Annotated in this window: 15 protein-coding genes; 11 read left to right on the top strand and 4 right to left on the bottom strand. The window is 51.5% G+C overall.

Annotated features, from left to right (window positions below):
• The first annotated feature begins 7 nt into the window (after window positions 1–7).
• From ACLB09_RS15980 to ACLB09_RS15950, 7 genes are all read left to right on the top strand, one after another.
• Complete coding sequence (locus ACLB09_RS15980; protein ID WP_410770854.1) at window positions 8–1,753, top strand: two-component system sensor histidine kinase NtrB; 1,746 nt, start codon at window positions 8–10, stop codon at window positions 1,751–1,753.
• 163 nt (window positions 1,754–1,916) lie between these two features.
• Window positions 1,917–2,351, top strand: coding sequence for a BrxA/BrxB family bacilliredoxin (locus ACLB09_RS15975; RefSeq protein ID WP_410770853.1), 435 nt, complete (start codon window positions 1,917–1,919; stop codon window positions 2,349–2,351).
• A gap of 114 nt (window positions 2,352–2,465) precedes the next feature.
• On the top strand, window positions 2,466–3,275 hold the full coding sequence (nadE, locus tag ACLB09_RS15970; RefSeq protein WP_410770852.1) for an ammonia-dependent NAD(+) synthetase: 810 nt from the start codon (window positions 2,466–2,468) through the stop codon (window positions 3,273–3,275).
• Between the two features lie 209 nt (window positions 3,276–3,484).
• Window positions 3,485–4,126, top strand: coding sequence for a YIP1 family protein (locus ACLB09_RS15965; protein WP_410770851.1), 642 nt, complete (start codon window positions 3,485–3,487; stop codon window positions 4,124–4,126).
• Window positions 4,127–4,155: 29 nt separating this feature from the next.
• Window positions 4,156–5,223 (top strand): efflux RND transporter periplasmic adaptor subunit, encoded by a 1,068-nt coding sequence (locus ACLB09_RS15960; protein WP_410770850.1) that lies wholly within the window; start codon window positions 4,156–4,158, stop codon window positions 5,221–5,223.
• The gene (locus ACLB09_RS15955; protein ID WP_410770849.1) at window positions 5,220–5,909 is read left to right on the top strand and encodes an ABC transporter ATP-binding protein; all 690 of its coding nucleotides are present in this window, start codon (window positions 5,220–5,222) and stop codon (window positions 5,907–5,909) included. Before ACLB09_RS15960 ends, ACLB09_RS15955 begins: the two co-directional genes overlap by 4 nt.
• Complete coding sequence (locus ACLB09_RS15950; RefSeq protein WP_410770848.1) at window positions 5,906–7,105, top strand: ABC transporter permease; 1,200 nt, start codon at window positions 5,906–5,908, stop codon at window positions 7,103–7,105. Before ACLB09_RS15955 ends, ACLB09_RS15950 begins: the two co-directional genes overlap by 4 nt.
• 47 nt (window positions 7,106–7,152) lie before the next feature.
• On the opposite strand, the gene ACLB09_RS15945 is transcribed toward ACLB09_RS15950, so the two are convergent.
• Entirely contained in the window at window positions 7,153–8,055 is a 903-nt protein-coding gene (locus ACLB09_RS15945; RefSeq protein ID WP_410770847.1) for an AraC family transcriptional regulator, read from the bottom strand.
• 60 nt (window positions 8,056–8,115) lie between these two features.
• Window positions 8,116–8,973 (bottom strand): alpha/beta hydrolase, encoded by an 858-nt coding sequence (locus ACLB09_RS15940; protein WP_410770846.1) that lies wholly within the window; start codon window positions 8,971–8,973, stop codon window positions 8,116–8,118.
• 174 nt (window positions 8,974–9,147) lie between these two features.
• Here ACLB09_RS15940 and acpS point away from each other — a divergent pair, with 174 nt between their 5' ends.
• A complete protein-coding gene (gene acpS / locus ACLB09_RS15935) occupies window positions 9,148–9,537 on the top strand; it encodes a holo-ACP synthase (protein WP_410770845.1) in 390 nt (129 codons plus the stop codon).
• Window positions 9,538–9,574: 37 nt separating this feature from the next.
• Window positions 9,575–10,903: an A/G-specific adenine glycosylase gene (gene mutY / locus ACLB09_RS15930; RefSeq protein ID WP_410770844.1), complete on the top strand. Its 1,329-nt coding sequence runs from the start codon at window positions 9,575–9,577 to the stop codon at window positions 10,901–10,903.
• Between the two features lie 367 nt (window positions 10,904–11,270).
• On the opposite strand, the gene ACLB09_RS15925 is transcribed toward mutY, so the two are convergent.
• Both ACLB09_RS15925 and ACLB09_RS15920 read right to left on the bottom strand, forming a co-directional pair.
• A complete protein-coding gene (locus ACLB09_RS15925) occupies window positions 11,271–11,483 on the bottom strand; it encodes a hypothetical protein (RefSeq protein WP_410770843.1) in 213 nt (70 codons plus the stop codon).
• Window positions 11,484–11,501: 18 nt separating this feature from the next.
• Complete coding sequence (locus tag ACLB09_RS15920; RefSeq protein WP_410770842.1) at window positions 11,502–12,116, bottom strand: superoxide dismutase; 615 nt, start codon at window positions 12,114–12,116, stop codon at window positions 11,502–11,504.
• 421 nt (window positions 12,117–12,537) lie between these two features.
• On the opposite strand from ACLB09_RS15920, the gene ACLB09_RS15915 reads away from it, so the two are divergent.
• Entirely contained in the window at window positions 12,538–12,981 is a 444-nt protein-coding gene (locus tag ACLB09_RS15915; RefSeq protein ID WP_410770841.1) for a GNAT family N-acetyltransferase, read from the top strand.
• Between the two features lie 159 nt (window positions 12,982–13,140).
• Window positions 13,141–13,764 carry a signal peptidase I gene (lepB, locus tag ACLB09_RS15910; protein WP_410770840.1) on the top strand — a complete coding sequence of 208 codons (624 nt, stop codon included), beginning with the start codon at window positions 13,141–13,143 and terminating at the stop codon, window positions 13,762–13,764.
• The last annotated feature ends 19 nt before the right edge of the window (window positions 13,765–13,783 follow it).

The raw sequence follows: 13,783 nt of genomic DNA, 5'->3' as shown, positions 1-13,783 counted from the left end.
GGAGAACGTGGGGGAGATAAAAGAAGTTCTGCTGCAGATGCTGATCGCTGGCGTACCTGCATTTTTGTTCCCGCTGACCTATGGGAATTGCGCCTCCAATTTGATGTCGAAGGAGAGGGGCTCCAGCAAAAATTCACATTCCGTAGGGCTGTTGTATACTTGCACGGTAAGTATGCTGTTGTGCTCGATTTTTTCCACCCGTTTATGGGATGAGGTCCCTATCAATTACGGTATTTTGCCGCTGTTTGCCTTAATGCTATATGGCCGGTTGCGCGACGGTATCGCGCTTGCACTGATTCAACTGCTCCTTTATCCTTTATTTGCATTAAACTTCACTTTTTCCGGAATGATTCTGGAAACGGGCATGCTTTTGTATCCCATGGTGCTTCTGGCATCAAATTATTTTAAAGTGACGACAAGGCACGGGAAGGTTGTAACGCTTTCCGTATTTTTTGTCGCAGGCGAGTTAATGATCACGTCTTCCCCGTTCATGACCGGGACGGAAACGCTTCGAACCGATTTATATTCCCTTGCGGCAGCGGTTGTCAATATCCTCGTTACTTTGCTGATCGGAGCATTGTTCATCTATATGATCGAGCATACGCTGGAAAAAGAAAAGCTCCGCCTGCAAGTTATGCAGTTGTCCCGTAATTATTTCCGCGAAGCCGAAAAGCTGCAACAGAGCCTCGACGCCGCTCCGCTCAGCATTATTTTGCTCGACCGGGAAGGGGATATTATGGCGATCAACGAAACGTTTCTCCGCCTGTATCGCCGGAGCGATCCGACAGCTACGCGTGAAAATCTCATCAGGCATAAGCTGAATACCGTACTTACGAATATCCAGTTCGAAGTATTAATTTCCCGGTCCGCCCAAACGCTCGAGGGAAATGCGAAAACCCGCGAACTGCTCCAAAGCGGGGATCAAATCTATTTTACCAGTACGTCACCGATCAAAAAAGGCCACACCGACGAAACGGTCGGGGCTGTACTGATTATTCAGGACATTACCGAGCTGGAGACGTTCCGCAAGGAACTGAACCATATCGAACGGTTAAGTCTTGTCGGGCAAATGGCTGCGGGAATTACCCATGAAATTCGTAATCCTATGGCGGTTGTCCGGGGATTTCTGCAATTGATGCGGGAAAAGAGTCCTTCTTCCCTGGATCATTATTACCGGATCGTGATGGAGGAACTGGACCGCGCCAACAGCATTATAAACGACTTCTTGTCCCTGGCACAGAACCGGTCGGTCAAAATGGAACTGTGCAGCTTGCATGAAATCATCAAGGAGTTGACGCCACTGCTTTGGGCGGACGCCAACCTGCGGGGTCAAAGTATCGAGGTCATGCTGGATGAGGAAGTGCCGGAGCTGCTGTTGAACCAGAAGGAAATCAAGCAGTTGATTCTGAATCTGGGACGTAACGGGATGGAAGCGATGGATGAAAAGGGTCAACTGATCCTGGAGACGAAATGCGGTACGGACGGCGTGGAATTGTATGTTAAGGATACCGGCGCCGGCATTTCCCCGGCTCAGCAGGAGAGGCTGTTTGAACCGTTTTTCACGACGAAATCACAGGGGACGGGCTTGGGTCTTTCGCTATGTCTCAGCATTATGGAGCGCCACAGCGGAAAGATCAGCGTTGATTCGGAAGAAGGAAAGGGCACCACGTTTACCGTCTTCTTTCCTTTTACTCAAACAACTCCTTCTTCTCAGCGCCTTCGCGGCAGCACCCTGCCGCCGCTTGCCGATTAATCGGAATTCTTTTGTTTTAGGGGACGATACCTGTCCATGGGTACATAGAAACGTTCATACAAAGTTGCTTTCCTTCCTTATGAATGTATAATTATATATAGTTTTAATAAGAAGTGTGTGATCACGCTTCCGGAACATAAGTTTTATAAGGAGTGAAGCAGCTATGTCAATGTCGTTTGATCAATATATGAGAGACATGGTTCAACCGATGCGGGATGAACTGACCTCTCTGGGAATCCAGGAGCTTCGGAGCCCTGAGGATGTGGAAGGAGCGCTGCCAACCGCGAAGGGAACGGCGCTGGTCGTAGTGAATTCGGTTTGCGGATGCGCAGCCGGACAATGCCGCCCGGGCGTGGCCAAAGCGCTGCAGCATGATTTGACCCCGGACCACCTGTTTACCGTATTTGCAGGTCAGGATAAGGAAGCAACGGCAACGGCCCGCGAATATTTCGCACCATATCCGCCGTCTTCGCCTTCTATTGCGCTGATGAAGGATGGCGAGCTTGTTCATTTCATCGAACGCCATCAAATTGAAGACCGTTCCGCTGAAGAAATCGCTGCCGATCTGACCAGTGCCTTTGACCGCTTTTGCCGGTAAGACGTTCAGGAAGACAGTTCATAACGATTAGACCAGGCGTCCCGCAAATCGGCAACCACAGCGACTTGCGGGGCGTTTTACATATGTCTGCGGAAAGAGCGGAGGGATGACGGGATGAGTTTACAGCAGGAAATCATTGACCGATTAAGGGTAAAACCCGTAATCGATGTGGAAGAGGAAGTCCGCAAACGCGTGGATTTTTTGAAGGAATACGTAAAAAGCTCCCGCACCACGGGACTGCTCATTGCGATCAGCGGCGGTATCGACAGTGCGGTAGCAACCGGCTTGTGCAAGCGGGCAAGCGATGAATTGTCGCAGGAGTCGGGCCAAGAGTATATTACGCTCGGCGTATTTCAGCCTTACGGGGATCAGGAGGATATCGCGCATAGCTATGAAGTTGCCAAAGCTTTCGAATTGAGTCATACCGTGGAGACGAATATCGAGGAAGCGGTCGACGAAATCGCGCTGGAAGTGGAATACGGGCTTAAAAACATCGGGCAATTCCGGCATATGAGCTATCAGGGGAAAGGCAATGTCAAAGCACGGACCCGGATGACCGTTCAATATGCGCTGGCTTTCGAACTCAATTTGCTGGTAGTCGGTACGGACCACGCTTCGGAAGCAATCACGGGTTTCTATACCAAATGGGGAGACGGGGCGGTCGATATTGCTCCGCTCAGCTCGCTCAACAAGCGCCAAATTCGTCTGCTCGCCGCTTACCTTGGCGTACCGGGCAGCATTATCGACAAGGCGCCGACTGCCGGGCTGTGGGAAGGACAGAGCGACGAGAAGGAACTGGGAATCAGCTATGAGGATAATAGCGATTACCTGGAGGGCAAGGAGGTCGATCCCGCAATCCGGAAGCGGCTGGAGTCCTTCTACCGGAAGACCGAGCACAAACGCAGCCCGATTCCGGGAATTTAATAATTACTTATGCATGTTAACGGTAACCGCTGGAGTTAAGGGCTCCGGCGGTTTTTTGTCATGTGCAAAAAAGCGCAATCTTCGGAATTTGGCAAAGTTTTCAATACTTTATTGAATCTTTCATGTCTCTCATTGCGTATATATACTAGCAGCTTTTTTATACATAATTTATGAAGCGTGAAAAAAACGGGAGTTAGGGAGGATTTTATTTGAAAAATTTATTTACTATTTTTGTCTCGCCCGAGGAAACGTTCAAGAGGGTTAGAGACAAAAGTAAGACGGCATGGCTTATTCCTTTTATCTTGCTCATCGTAATTTCCCTGGCATCGATTTTCCTGCAGATGCCTGTGATTGAACAAACCGCCAAAGATAGCTTACAGGTAAGCGGCATTGCCGATTCCGCCACCGTCGACACCGTCGTGGCCGGCGCCACCATCGGCGCGATAGTTATGTCTCCGATTAGCATTGCAGCCGTTACTTTTCTCGGTGCGCTTCTGTATATGCTGTTGAATCTGATCGTCAGGGGCGAGGCCAAGTACATGCAACTGGTCACGATGGTATCCTATGCGGCTCTGCCCGGCACGCTGGGCGGACTAATTACGTCAATTATTATTTTTGCTACGGATGCGCAATCATTGACCGAGGTATCGCTCAGTTTGGCTGCCTTGGTGTCGGATAAAACGAGCACATTATACCACCTGCTGTCGCTAGCGAATCCTTTCGGCATTTGGGGATTGGCCTTGTACGTGATCGGCGCCGCGGTAATGATGAAGCGTCCCCGCAAAACGGTCGGCATGTGGATCATCGGAACGTGGCTTGTATTTTCATTGGGTTCGCTGCTGCTGGTTTGATCAGAGTCTTCAGAGAATAGGATAGGGTGATGGATGTGTTAAAGAAAAAATGGATATGGGGCGTCATTCTTGGCGTGGTTGTGATCGGCCTCGTGCTCGTCAATATCGTAAATACGAATCGGGCTGCGTCGGTTAATACAGTGGAGGTCTCCGAGGGTTCCATCGTCGAGGAAATCTTCACCAATGGCAAGCTGGAGCCCGAGAACACGACGGAGATGTATTCTCCGGCTAACGGGGTTGTTGGGGATTTAAAAGTCAAGCTCGGGGATACGGTAACCAAAGGTCAGGTATTGTTAACCCTGAAAATGGAAGAGATGAAGGACCAGCTTGAGAAGGAACGGTTGAATCTGCAACTGGCGGAATCCGAGCGCCTTCAGGCGAAGAAACAGCATTTTGAAAACTTCAAAAAGTTGATGAACGAGGATCCCGGACAAGACGTGGAAGATCTGGATTTGACGTCCTATGATCTGCGCATTGAAAGCAGCAAACTGACGATCGCCTCCTTGGAGAAAAAGCTGAAGAACAGCGAAGTTCATGCAACGGCTTCAGGTGTCGTTACCGGCTTAACTGTCAATAAAGGCCAACTGATCGCGGAGGGCAGCTCGGTCGTTTCGATTTCCGACCTGTCTTCCTACAAAGTTCGCGCTTATTTGAATGAGCTGGATGCCGGCAAGGCCACTATGGGCATGAAAGCCGTCATCACCGGGGAATCGTTCGCAGGGACCTATGACGGCGAAGTCACTTATTTGGCTCCGACTGCGGAAATTGTCGATCCCGCTTCCAAAGATGCCTCGGTGGAGATGACGGTAGGTCTGAAGACAACGTCCGCCGAGCTTCGCTCCGGTTACAATGTAACGATCGCTATGGTAATTCCGGACAAGCCTAGGCTGCTGGTGCCGATCAGTGCCGTGCAATATGAGGGTGAGCAGGCTTTCGTCTTCAAAACGGAAGACGGGAAAGCCGTTAAAGTGCCGGTTACAACCGGGAAAGAAGGCGATGAGCAAATCGAGATCGTTAGCGGGGCCGCGAAAGGGGACCGGATTGTGGTGGAAGGCGCGGACTCGCTGCGGGATGGCGATAAGGTGAGCGTTCAATGATTACGCTTGGCGGGATCACCAAAGTATACAAAAACGGACCGCTTGAAGTGGAGGCGCTCAGCCAGATCGATCTGCAGATTGAACGGGGCGAATTCGTAGCCATCATGGGCAGTTCCGGCTCGGGCAAGTCTACGCTGATGAATATCATCGGGTGCCTTGACGTACCGACCTCCGGCAGTTACTTGCTGGATGGGGAAGAAGTTCATGCGCTGAACGAAGACGAATTGGCCCGGGTACGTAACCGGAAAATCGGGTTTGTGTTTCAGAGCTTTAATCTGTTGGGACGGCAAACGGTGCTGCAAAACGTGACCCTGCCGATGATGTACGCGGGGATTTCCAGGGAGAAGCGCCAGGAGCGGGCGCTTGACCTGCTGGATAAGGTCGGACTGAAGGATCGCGTGAAGCATCGTCCCAATGAACTGTCCGGCGGGCAAAAGCAGCGGGTGGCGATCGCCCGGGCATTGACGATGGATGCTCCTATTTTGCTTGCGGACGAACCAACCGGGAATCTGGATACGAAGTCCTCCCATGATATCATGGCCTTGTTTAAAGAGATTCACCGGGAAGGAACGACGATTGTACTCGTTACGCATGAACCCGATATTGCCGAGCATGCGGATCGCGTACTTCTGTTCGGAGACGGCAAACTGCTCAAGGACACGCGCAAAGGAAGTGTCCGCCAATGAGCATTTGGGAGAGCATATGGGTTGCCCTGGACAATTTGCGGATGAACAAGCTCCGCTCCTTTTTGACGATGATCGGTATCGTGTTCGGGGTTGCCGCGGTCGTGACTGTAGTATCGATCGGGCAGGCCGGACAGTCGTCCATCATTTCGATGGTCTCCAATTACGGAGACGGTTATTTTGTGATTTATCCGAATTATAACGACGAAACCAATGTGGAAAAGGCCGACTTCCGGCAGCGGGATATGGCTGAAGTTCGCAAGGTGCCCGGTGTTCGTTATGTTTCAGCTTCCATGGGCTATGGGGTGACGACCAAGCTAAAGCAAGAGAAGCTACGCTTCACCGTAACGGGCACTACCTCGGAGATGCCCAAAATGCAAAAAGTCGATATGGAGGCAGGCAGGTTTTTTAAATCGGAGGAAGAAAGAGGCAGGCAGAAGGTCGTAGTGGTCGACGCCAAATATGCCGTAAAAGCTTTTGGGTCGGCCAAAGCAGCCGTCGGCAGAAGAGTCGTTCTGGGGAACGATACCTTCCGCATTGTCGGCGTATACAAAACGCAGGAAAATATTTTGAGCGGAATGGAAGGCGAACGGTATACCGGGTATGTGCCGATCACGGCTCTTTCATTCGGCGATACCGGGAACAACGGGCGGCTCGGGATGCTGGAAATTATGGCCTCCTCTCCCGATCAAATGGATGAGACGATCAAGACGCTGAAGAATTGGCTGGCAGACCGGAAGAATGTGGAGCCGGACTCGTATATTACCGAAACCGGAAAAGATGCCGAGAAAATGGTCTCCAGCACCTTTTCCATTCTACAGACGATTATTGGATCCATTGCGGGAATTTCCCTCCTGGTCGGGGGCATCGGCGTCATGAACATCATGCTCGTGTCGGTGACGGAACGAACGAGGGAGATCGGAATACGCAAAGCGATCGGGGCGACCCCGGGAACGATTATGCTGCAGTTCATGATCGAAGCGGTCATCCTCTCGTTTATCGGGGGGACGCTAGGCGCGCTGCTGGGGCTGCTTGCGGCATATGTGTTCGCCCTCATCTCGGGCTGGCCATTCGTCATTTCGATTTGGGCCATCTTGCTTGCGTTCGGGTTCTCGGCCGCGGTCGGCATATTCTTCGGCCTGTATCCGGCCAATAGGGCATCCAAGCTGCATCCGATCGAATCGCTTCGCTACGAATAACGGATCTCATAAAAGAAGGACTTTCCCTCGGGGAAAGCCCTTCTTTTTTATTTCGCTTCCGCGGGTTGAACCGGGATGTAAATATCGATTTGTTTGTCTTCCTTCGGCCAGCACCGCTGATCGTACCATTCGAAGTCGGGGGCGCAAGCCTGTTCGTATCCCGAGGAAGGGAACCATTCGCTGAAAATTTGGTTCCATGTTTCTTGAATGGATGACGTGAATTCTTCCTGGCTTGCGGGCGGAGTCGTGAAGATCGCGTAGGTGGCTTCCGGGATCACGTAGTCTACCATTCCTTCAGGCACCTCGGTATCGTTATCCGTCTCAAAACCGATAATGTAGCGGAATGTTCCGTCTTCGTCCATGGCGGTGCAAATGCCGAGCTCTACGTCAGGACGCTTTTTGCCGGGCACTTTTTCGCCTAACCGATCCTTCATGTAAGTTTGCCAGAAGGCCGGGATCTCCGTGCTATTCTGTCCGTCTACTGAGGTCGTTTGAATCGCATAGCCGATAATTCTCATAGTTGGGATAGTCTCAATCCGATATTCCATGTTAACTTCTCCCCGTTCCAAATAGATTTTTTCATCGAATAAAGGTTGCAGCTCGGCTTTGGCGACGATGTATGGAGGGCGTCCCAGTCTGCGGCAGGCCGACGGCAAAATACCGTACATCTTCCGGAATGCCCTCGTAAAAGCCTCATGGGAACCGAAGCCGCATTCCAGCGCGATGTCGAGCAGCTTTTTGTTGCTGAAGGAAAGCAACTCGGCCGCTTTGGACAGACGCCGTTTCCGGATGTACGAGGTCACGGTATCGCCTACCATATACAGAAAGGTACGATGGAAGTGGTACTCCGAATAATGCATCGCCTGGGACACTTCCTTTAACGTCAACTCCTCGTCAAGCCTTGATTCGATATATTCGATGCTTTGCTGAATGACTTCAAAATTGTTCATGAACTTCCTCCAGACCGGTCTATGGAATAAGTATAGCGGACGGGGGAGCGATAAACTTGATCATTCTTGCTTTCCGTCATGGTGGGGAGATGATGTTGCGCCAACGGTGGCCGTAATGAAGGACTGAGTGGCCTGGAGCGCCTCCGAGAAAGGTTCCGTAAACCCTTGAAATGGATGGACGGTGCCGAACGTATGATTGCCTCCCTGGATTTGGATCCAGGAAATATCCGGACGCCGCTTGATCAGTTCCGCCGATCCTTTACGCAAATGGGCACTGTCTTCGGAGCCTTGAATCAGAACGACGGGAAAATGAGAACTGGCCATCCGGCCCAAAATATCGTATCGATTTCGCTGTAAATCCAGATCGTCAAGGATGACCCGGTCGAGAGGCATTTGCTGCCCGGTCCGCCCGTTCAGTACGTAGCTTCGTCCGGCATGGCGCATTTCTTCCTTCTGCTTGTCGCTAAACAGATCAAGGTTCGTAATGCCGTTCCAGGAGATGACTCCGCAGACCTGTCCGGGATGATCGAGGGCGTGGACGAGGCAGACGCCGGCGCCCCGGCTGTGACCGAGCAAAAACAGCGGGAGCCCGCGGAACTGAGGGTCGTTTTGCAAGTGAGCGATGAGGCTGTTTAAATCGGACAGTTCCCGGTCATAGGTGTTTACGGCGAATTTCTCCAGTTCGGTGAATTGGTCCGTTTCATCGCCGATTCCGTTATGGGAGAAGTTAAACGTGACGACTTCATGATTGCGGCTTAAATAATCGGCGGCGTGCGGAAACATGCCCCAGTCTTTGAATCCTTTATATCCGTGCGCGATGACAATCAGGCTCTTGGAAGTGCCGGGAGTTTGTGCCGGAAAGTGCGAACATCTCAGCACGGCCCCTTCTTTAAGCGGGATTTGGAAATCGATCGCCATAAGTGATCCATCCTTTCTTAAGACCGTCATTATGCGCTAATTATAACATAGGAAATTTTACCGGACTCGCTTCAGTAATGCTTCCCTGTTACAATGTGAATGGGATGTAGGGTAATTACGAATAGGGAAATTGCGATTGAGCCAAAGAAGATAAAGAGGAAGAAGGACAGCCTTTTGATATATGGAATCGGTCATGATGTAGTGGAAATCGGGCGTATGCACCGCATACTGGAAGGAGCGGCCGGCGAAAAGCTGAAGCAACGGGTATTGACGCCTGCAGAGTTGCAGCTTCCCGGATGCGCGGCGCGGCCCGCGGAATTTCTGTCCGGACGGTTTGCCGCGAAGGAAGCGGTAAGCAAGGCGTTCGGCTGCGGCATAGGCCAAGTGCTTGGATTTGCTGACATGGAAATATTGCCGGACGACAAAGGCAAGCCTTTTATCGTGCTGTCTTCCGGAGCATGGGAACGTCTGGGACTATTGCCTGGGGAATACGTCGTACATTTAAGCATCACCCATGAGCGCCAGTTGGCTTCGGCTTTTGCCGTGGTGGAACGTTTGCGTTGAACTTCAATTCTTGAACAGCTATTTAAAGGAGAAACCGATGCGGGAAAGTATAGACAGCAAAAAATATTTCAGTACAGAATTGCTTGAATGGTACGAATGTTCCAAAAGGGATTTGCCCTGGCGCAGACAGCGTGACCCTTACTATATATGGGTATCGGAAATTATGCTGCAGCAGACGCGCGTTGATACGGTGATTCCGTATTTTCATCGGTTTATCGAGCGTTTCCCGACGCTGAACGATTTGGCGGAAGCGCCGGAAGAAGAGGTGCTCAAATGCTGGGAAGGGCTCGGGTATTATTCCCGGGCCCGCAATTTGCAGGCGGCCGCACGGCAGGTAGTGGAGCGTCACGGCGGGGTAGTTCCGGCGAATAAGGCGGAGGTGGCTGCGCTTAAGGGAGTCGGTCCGTATACGACCGGCGCGATCCTCAGCATCGCCTTCAATCAGCCGGAACCGGCCGTTGACGGCAATGTGATGCGGGTGCTGTCGCGTTATTTTCTGATTCGGGACGATATCATGAAAACCGGTACGCGCACCCTGATGGAAGAATTGGCCGCCGGGCTGATTCCGCGGGGAAGAGCCGCGGATTTCAATCAGGCACTGATGGAACTGGGCGCGCTGGTGTGCACGCCCAAGTCGCCGCAGTGCCTGGTCTGCCCGGTCATGGCCCATTGCGCGGCCCGAATCGAGGGCGTGGAGGATAGCCTGCCGGTGAAGAGCAAGGCGAAGCCGCCGCGGCCGGAATACCGGCTCGTCGCCCTCGTGGAGGGCGACGGGGAGCACGCCGGGCGCGTGCTCGTCCGCCGGCGGCCGGATGCGGGGCTGCTCGCACGGATGTGGGAGCTGCCCCACATCCCCGCAGCCGCGGTCACCGGCGAAGGCGCCGGCCTGCCGGACGGGCCGGCGATGGATCGGCTCGCCGCGGGCCTTGCCGCCGCGGGGGTAGCCGCGGAGCCGGTGGATGCGTTTATGGACGCGGAGCATACGTTCAGCCACATCCACTGGAACCTCCGCGTCTTCCGCTTCCGGGAAGCGGCCGGCTCCTTGGCCGGCATTGCGGCGGCCGCCTACGAGGCCGGTCTCGTCGAACCCGGCCGTGCTCAGCCCGGCAACCGCCCTGCGGGCTCCGTTGCCGCCGAAGCAACGGCTGCCTACGAGCCCGGCCTAACCGCCGCCGAAGCAACGGCTGCCTACGAGCCCGGCCCCGCCGTGCCCGGGGCAATGGCCGCCAGCGGCTCGTCCCTAGCCGCCCCAACCGCTGAGGATTCCGCGGAATATCGCTGGATTACGCCGCAGGATATGGAGGAGCTTGCGTTTCCCAATGTATTTCTGCGGATTTTGAAACAATACGCTCCATTATGGAAGTGAATCTAACTATGAAAAGGGTTGGATGAGAGGCAAGTCTCTCGTCCAACCCTTTTTGCATACGTGAATCACTCATTCTATCTGAATTAACTGTAAAACCTCCAGTTAATTTTCGGAAATTTCCTGGTTCCGAGAATTTAACTGTAAAACCTCCAGCTAAAATGCTGCTTTGTGCTCTTTTAGAAGGAAAAGGCTAATATTAACTGCAGGTTTTCCATCTAATTTGTTCCGCTGATCCGTATAACGAAAATTAGCTGTAGGAAATCCAGTTATTTTACGGAGGAATCCCCAAAAAAATAGCATGCCCGGCTCAACGTAAGAAGTTGGGCCGGGCAGACATTAGGCGGGATGCTCCTGCCCTCGAGAGGACTTAGATCATCCGGTTTTCCGTATCCTTCATGTTGTTTTGCTGGTCGGGTTCGTGGTGCTTGTCCGGGGAAACTTGACCATTATCGACCGGGGTGTTACCGCTGACGCTGCGTGCAAAGTTCGTGAACTGCTGTTTTTGCTTGTCGGCTTCATGTTTGTGCTTGAGCAATTCCTGCGGGTCGTTCGTCAATTCAGGTTGATTGTCCGTAGACATAGAAATCCCCTCCAGAGTTTATTTTTTCGCAGCCTCATAGCGTTTGTTCACTTCATCCCAATTAATGATGTTCCAGAATGCGGCGATGTAATCGGGACGTTTGTTTTGATATTTCAGGTAATAGGCATGCTCCCAAACGTCGAGTCCAAGAACCGGAGTCAATCCTTCGGATAAAGGATTATCCTGATTCGGCGTGCTGGTGACGGCGAGTTTGCCGTCTTTGCCGACTATCAGCCAGGCCCAACCGCTGCCGAAACGAGTCGTCGCGGCTTTGGCGAAATCCTCTTTAAACTTCTCGAATCCGCCCAGTTCGCGTTCTATGGCTTCGCCGATAGCCCCGGTAGGAGTGCCGCCGCCGTTCGGTCCGATGATCTGCCAGAACAAAGTGTGGTTGGCATGTCCGCCTCCGTTGTTCCGAACCGCCGTACGGATGTTTTCCGGTACGCTGTCCAGGTCCGAGATCAGGTCTTCCACGCTTTTCTGCTGCAGATCCGTTGCGCTCTCAAGGGCTGCGTTCAGGTTGGTAACATAAGTATTATGGTGTCTGTCGTGATGAATATTCATCGTCTGTTCATCAATGTGAGGTTCCAGTGCGTTTGCGGGATAAGGTAAAGCCGGCAGTTCATGAGCCATGTTCAGAATACCTCCGTTAATTTTGTGTTTATTACTTTAGTATTATTAACCTTTTAGGGGTTGTTCAAAAAGTTACCGAGAAATCACCCGCGCGGAAATCATCCGCGGATTCCAAAAATGTTGTCGAAAAAAATCAGAGGAATGTAAAGCCAAGATTAACAATCCTATTATTGGAAGAGACGCTGTTTTTATGCATTTACATTTCCAATATTAGAAAATTTTTTTAAAATAAATAATGTAAACGCTTAATATTAAGCGCTTTCAGAAGAAAATTGATGTATTCTGGAGATATATATGTTTTAATGGACAAGGAAGCAGTTTTTTTCTCGTTTTTGTCTGGATTCAATTATTCGGCCGATGTAAAAATCGGTCGTACATTTTACATGAATCTATCATGTGTAGAGAAAAGGGAGATCATAGCATGCGTATTCGTTCCTTCCAGTTGAGCGATGTTAATCAAGTGATGGAGCTTTTGCAGGAAGCCTTAATGGAGGATTGCTACGAAGACACTAAGCGGGCGTTTGCCAGACAGCTGTCTTGGGATTCGGAATTAATTATGATAGCTGAAGTGGACGAGGAGATCGTGGGCATTTTGATCGGAACGATCGATCAGAATACGGGCTTCATTTACCGTACCGCAGTTCATCCGGATTACCGCCGTCAAGGAGTAGGCAAAAATCTCGTAACTGCTATGGAACAGCGGTTTGAGCAGCGCAATATTCGTCAAATTATGATTGCCGGAGACCCGCACAACAAAGCGATTGCTCCGTTGTACGAGGCTATGGGCTACGGAGCCAGCAAATTTTTGGAGGCATTCCAGAAACTTGGCATCGCCGCTGTAAGTTCGCTGTCCGGATCCAGATAAAGAAGGAACACTTTAGGTACTTTGCTTATATTTGCAGATCTTAAGCATATCTTCCGCCCGTTGCAAATGGGTGCAGGATATGCTTTTCTATTATTAGACTGTTTTAAATTTAATGATAAGTTATATTTCGCTTTTTAAAACGCTAAGATGAGGTGCTTCATGGAACCAGTTTTACCTTCCCGGCATGAAGAGGACTTGATAAATAACGAGCAGGTGAACCACACCCTTGTAGCAGCAGAACCGTTACTGCCCAAGAAAGGCTGGGTGACCGAATTCTGGGATCTGCTCAAAACCGTAGCGATCGCTTTTGCGGTGATGCTGCTTTTGAATGTCTTCGTGTTCAATCTGTCCATGGTGAAAGGGCAATCGATGGAACCGACGCTGGAAGAACAGGAGCGGCTGTTCGTGGATAAGATCGTCTACCGGTTTACAGAGCCGCGTGCGGGCGAGGTAGTTGTGCTAAGAGATCCAAGTACGGGTTCCGACAAAAAGCCGTTTCTTGTCAAACGGGTCGTTGCCGTACCGGGACAAACGGTGGAAATCCGGGATCATCAACTGCTGGTCGACGGACAGCCGCAGAGCGAGCCTTATACGGACACTGCGATCGAAGATAGCGATTTGGCCCCGGTAACGCTGGGGAAAAATGAGTATTTTGTGATGGGAGACAACCGCCATGCGGGACGGAGTAAGGACAGTCGCTATTTCGGCAGCGTGAAAAAAGGGAGTATTGTGGGCCGGGCGGAGTTCGTGTTCTGGCCGATTGCGAAGATACGAGGTCTGTAAATGATTGTAGTCGAATTTT

Source organism: Fontibacillus forbon (assembly GCF_046559655.1).
In the GTDB taxonomy this organism is placed as follows: domain Bacteria; phylum Bacillota; class Bacilli; order Paenibacillales; family Paenibacillaceae; genus Fontibacillus.
Note: the sequence above shows the minus strand (reverse complement) of the source record. Positions and strands in the feature narration are given on the sequence as shown.

Bases quoted from the DNA above. Each gene is read 5' to 3' on its own strand.
- ACLB09_RS15950 (WP_410770848.1), top strand. From the start codon at position 5,906: ATGAGCATTTGGGAGAGCATATGGGTTGCCCTGGACAATTTGCGGATG.
- ACLB09_RS15975 (WP_410770853.1), top strand. From the start codon at position 1,917: ATGTCAATGTCGTTTGATCAATATATGAGAGACATGGTTCAACCGATG.
- ACLB09_RS15955 (WP_410770849.1), top strand. From the start codon at position 5,220: ATGATTACGCTTGGCGGGATCACCAAAGTATACAAAAACGGACCGCTT.
- ACLB09_RS15925 (WP_410770843.1), bottom strand. From the start codon at position 11,483: ATGTCTACGGACAATCAACCTGAATTGACGAACGACCCGCAGGAATTG.
- ACLB09_RS15945 (WP_410770847.1), bottom strand. From the start codon at position 8,055: ATGAACAATTTTGAAGTCATTCAGCAAAGCATCGAATATATCGAATCA.
- ACLB09_RS15920 (WP_410770842.1), bottom strand. From the start codon at position 12,116: ATGGCTCATGAACTGCCGGCTTTACCTTATCCCGCAAACGCACTGGAA.
- mutY (WP_410770844.1), top strand. From the start codon at position 9,575: ATGCGGGAAAGTATAGACAGCAAAAAATATTTCAGTACAGAATTGCTT.
- ACLB09_RS15960 (WP_410770850.1), top strand. From the start codon at position 4,156: ATGGATGTGTTAAAGAAAAAATGGATATGGGGCGTCATTCTTGGCGTG.
- ACLB09_RS15915 (WP_410770841.1), top strand. From the start codon at position 12,538: ATGCGTATTCGTTCCTTCCAGTTGAGCGATGTTAATCAAGTGATGGAG.
- lepB (WP_410770840.1), top strand. From the start codon at position 13,141: ATGGAACCAGTTTTACCTTCCCGGCATGAAGAGGACTTGATAAATAAC.
- ACLB09_RS15940 (WP_410770846.1), bottom strand. From the start codon at position 8,973: ATGGCGATCGATTTCCAAATCCCGCTTAAAGAAGGGGCCGTGCTGAGA.
- nadE (WP_410770852.1), top strand. From the start codon at position 2,466: ATGAGTTTACAGCAGGAAATCATTGACCGATTAAGGGTAAAACCCGTA.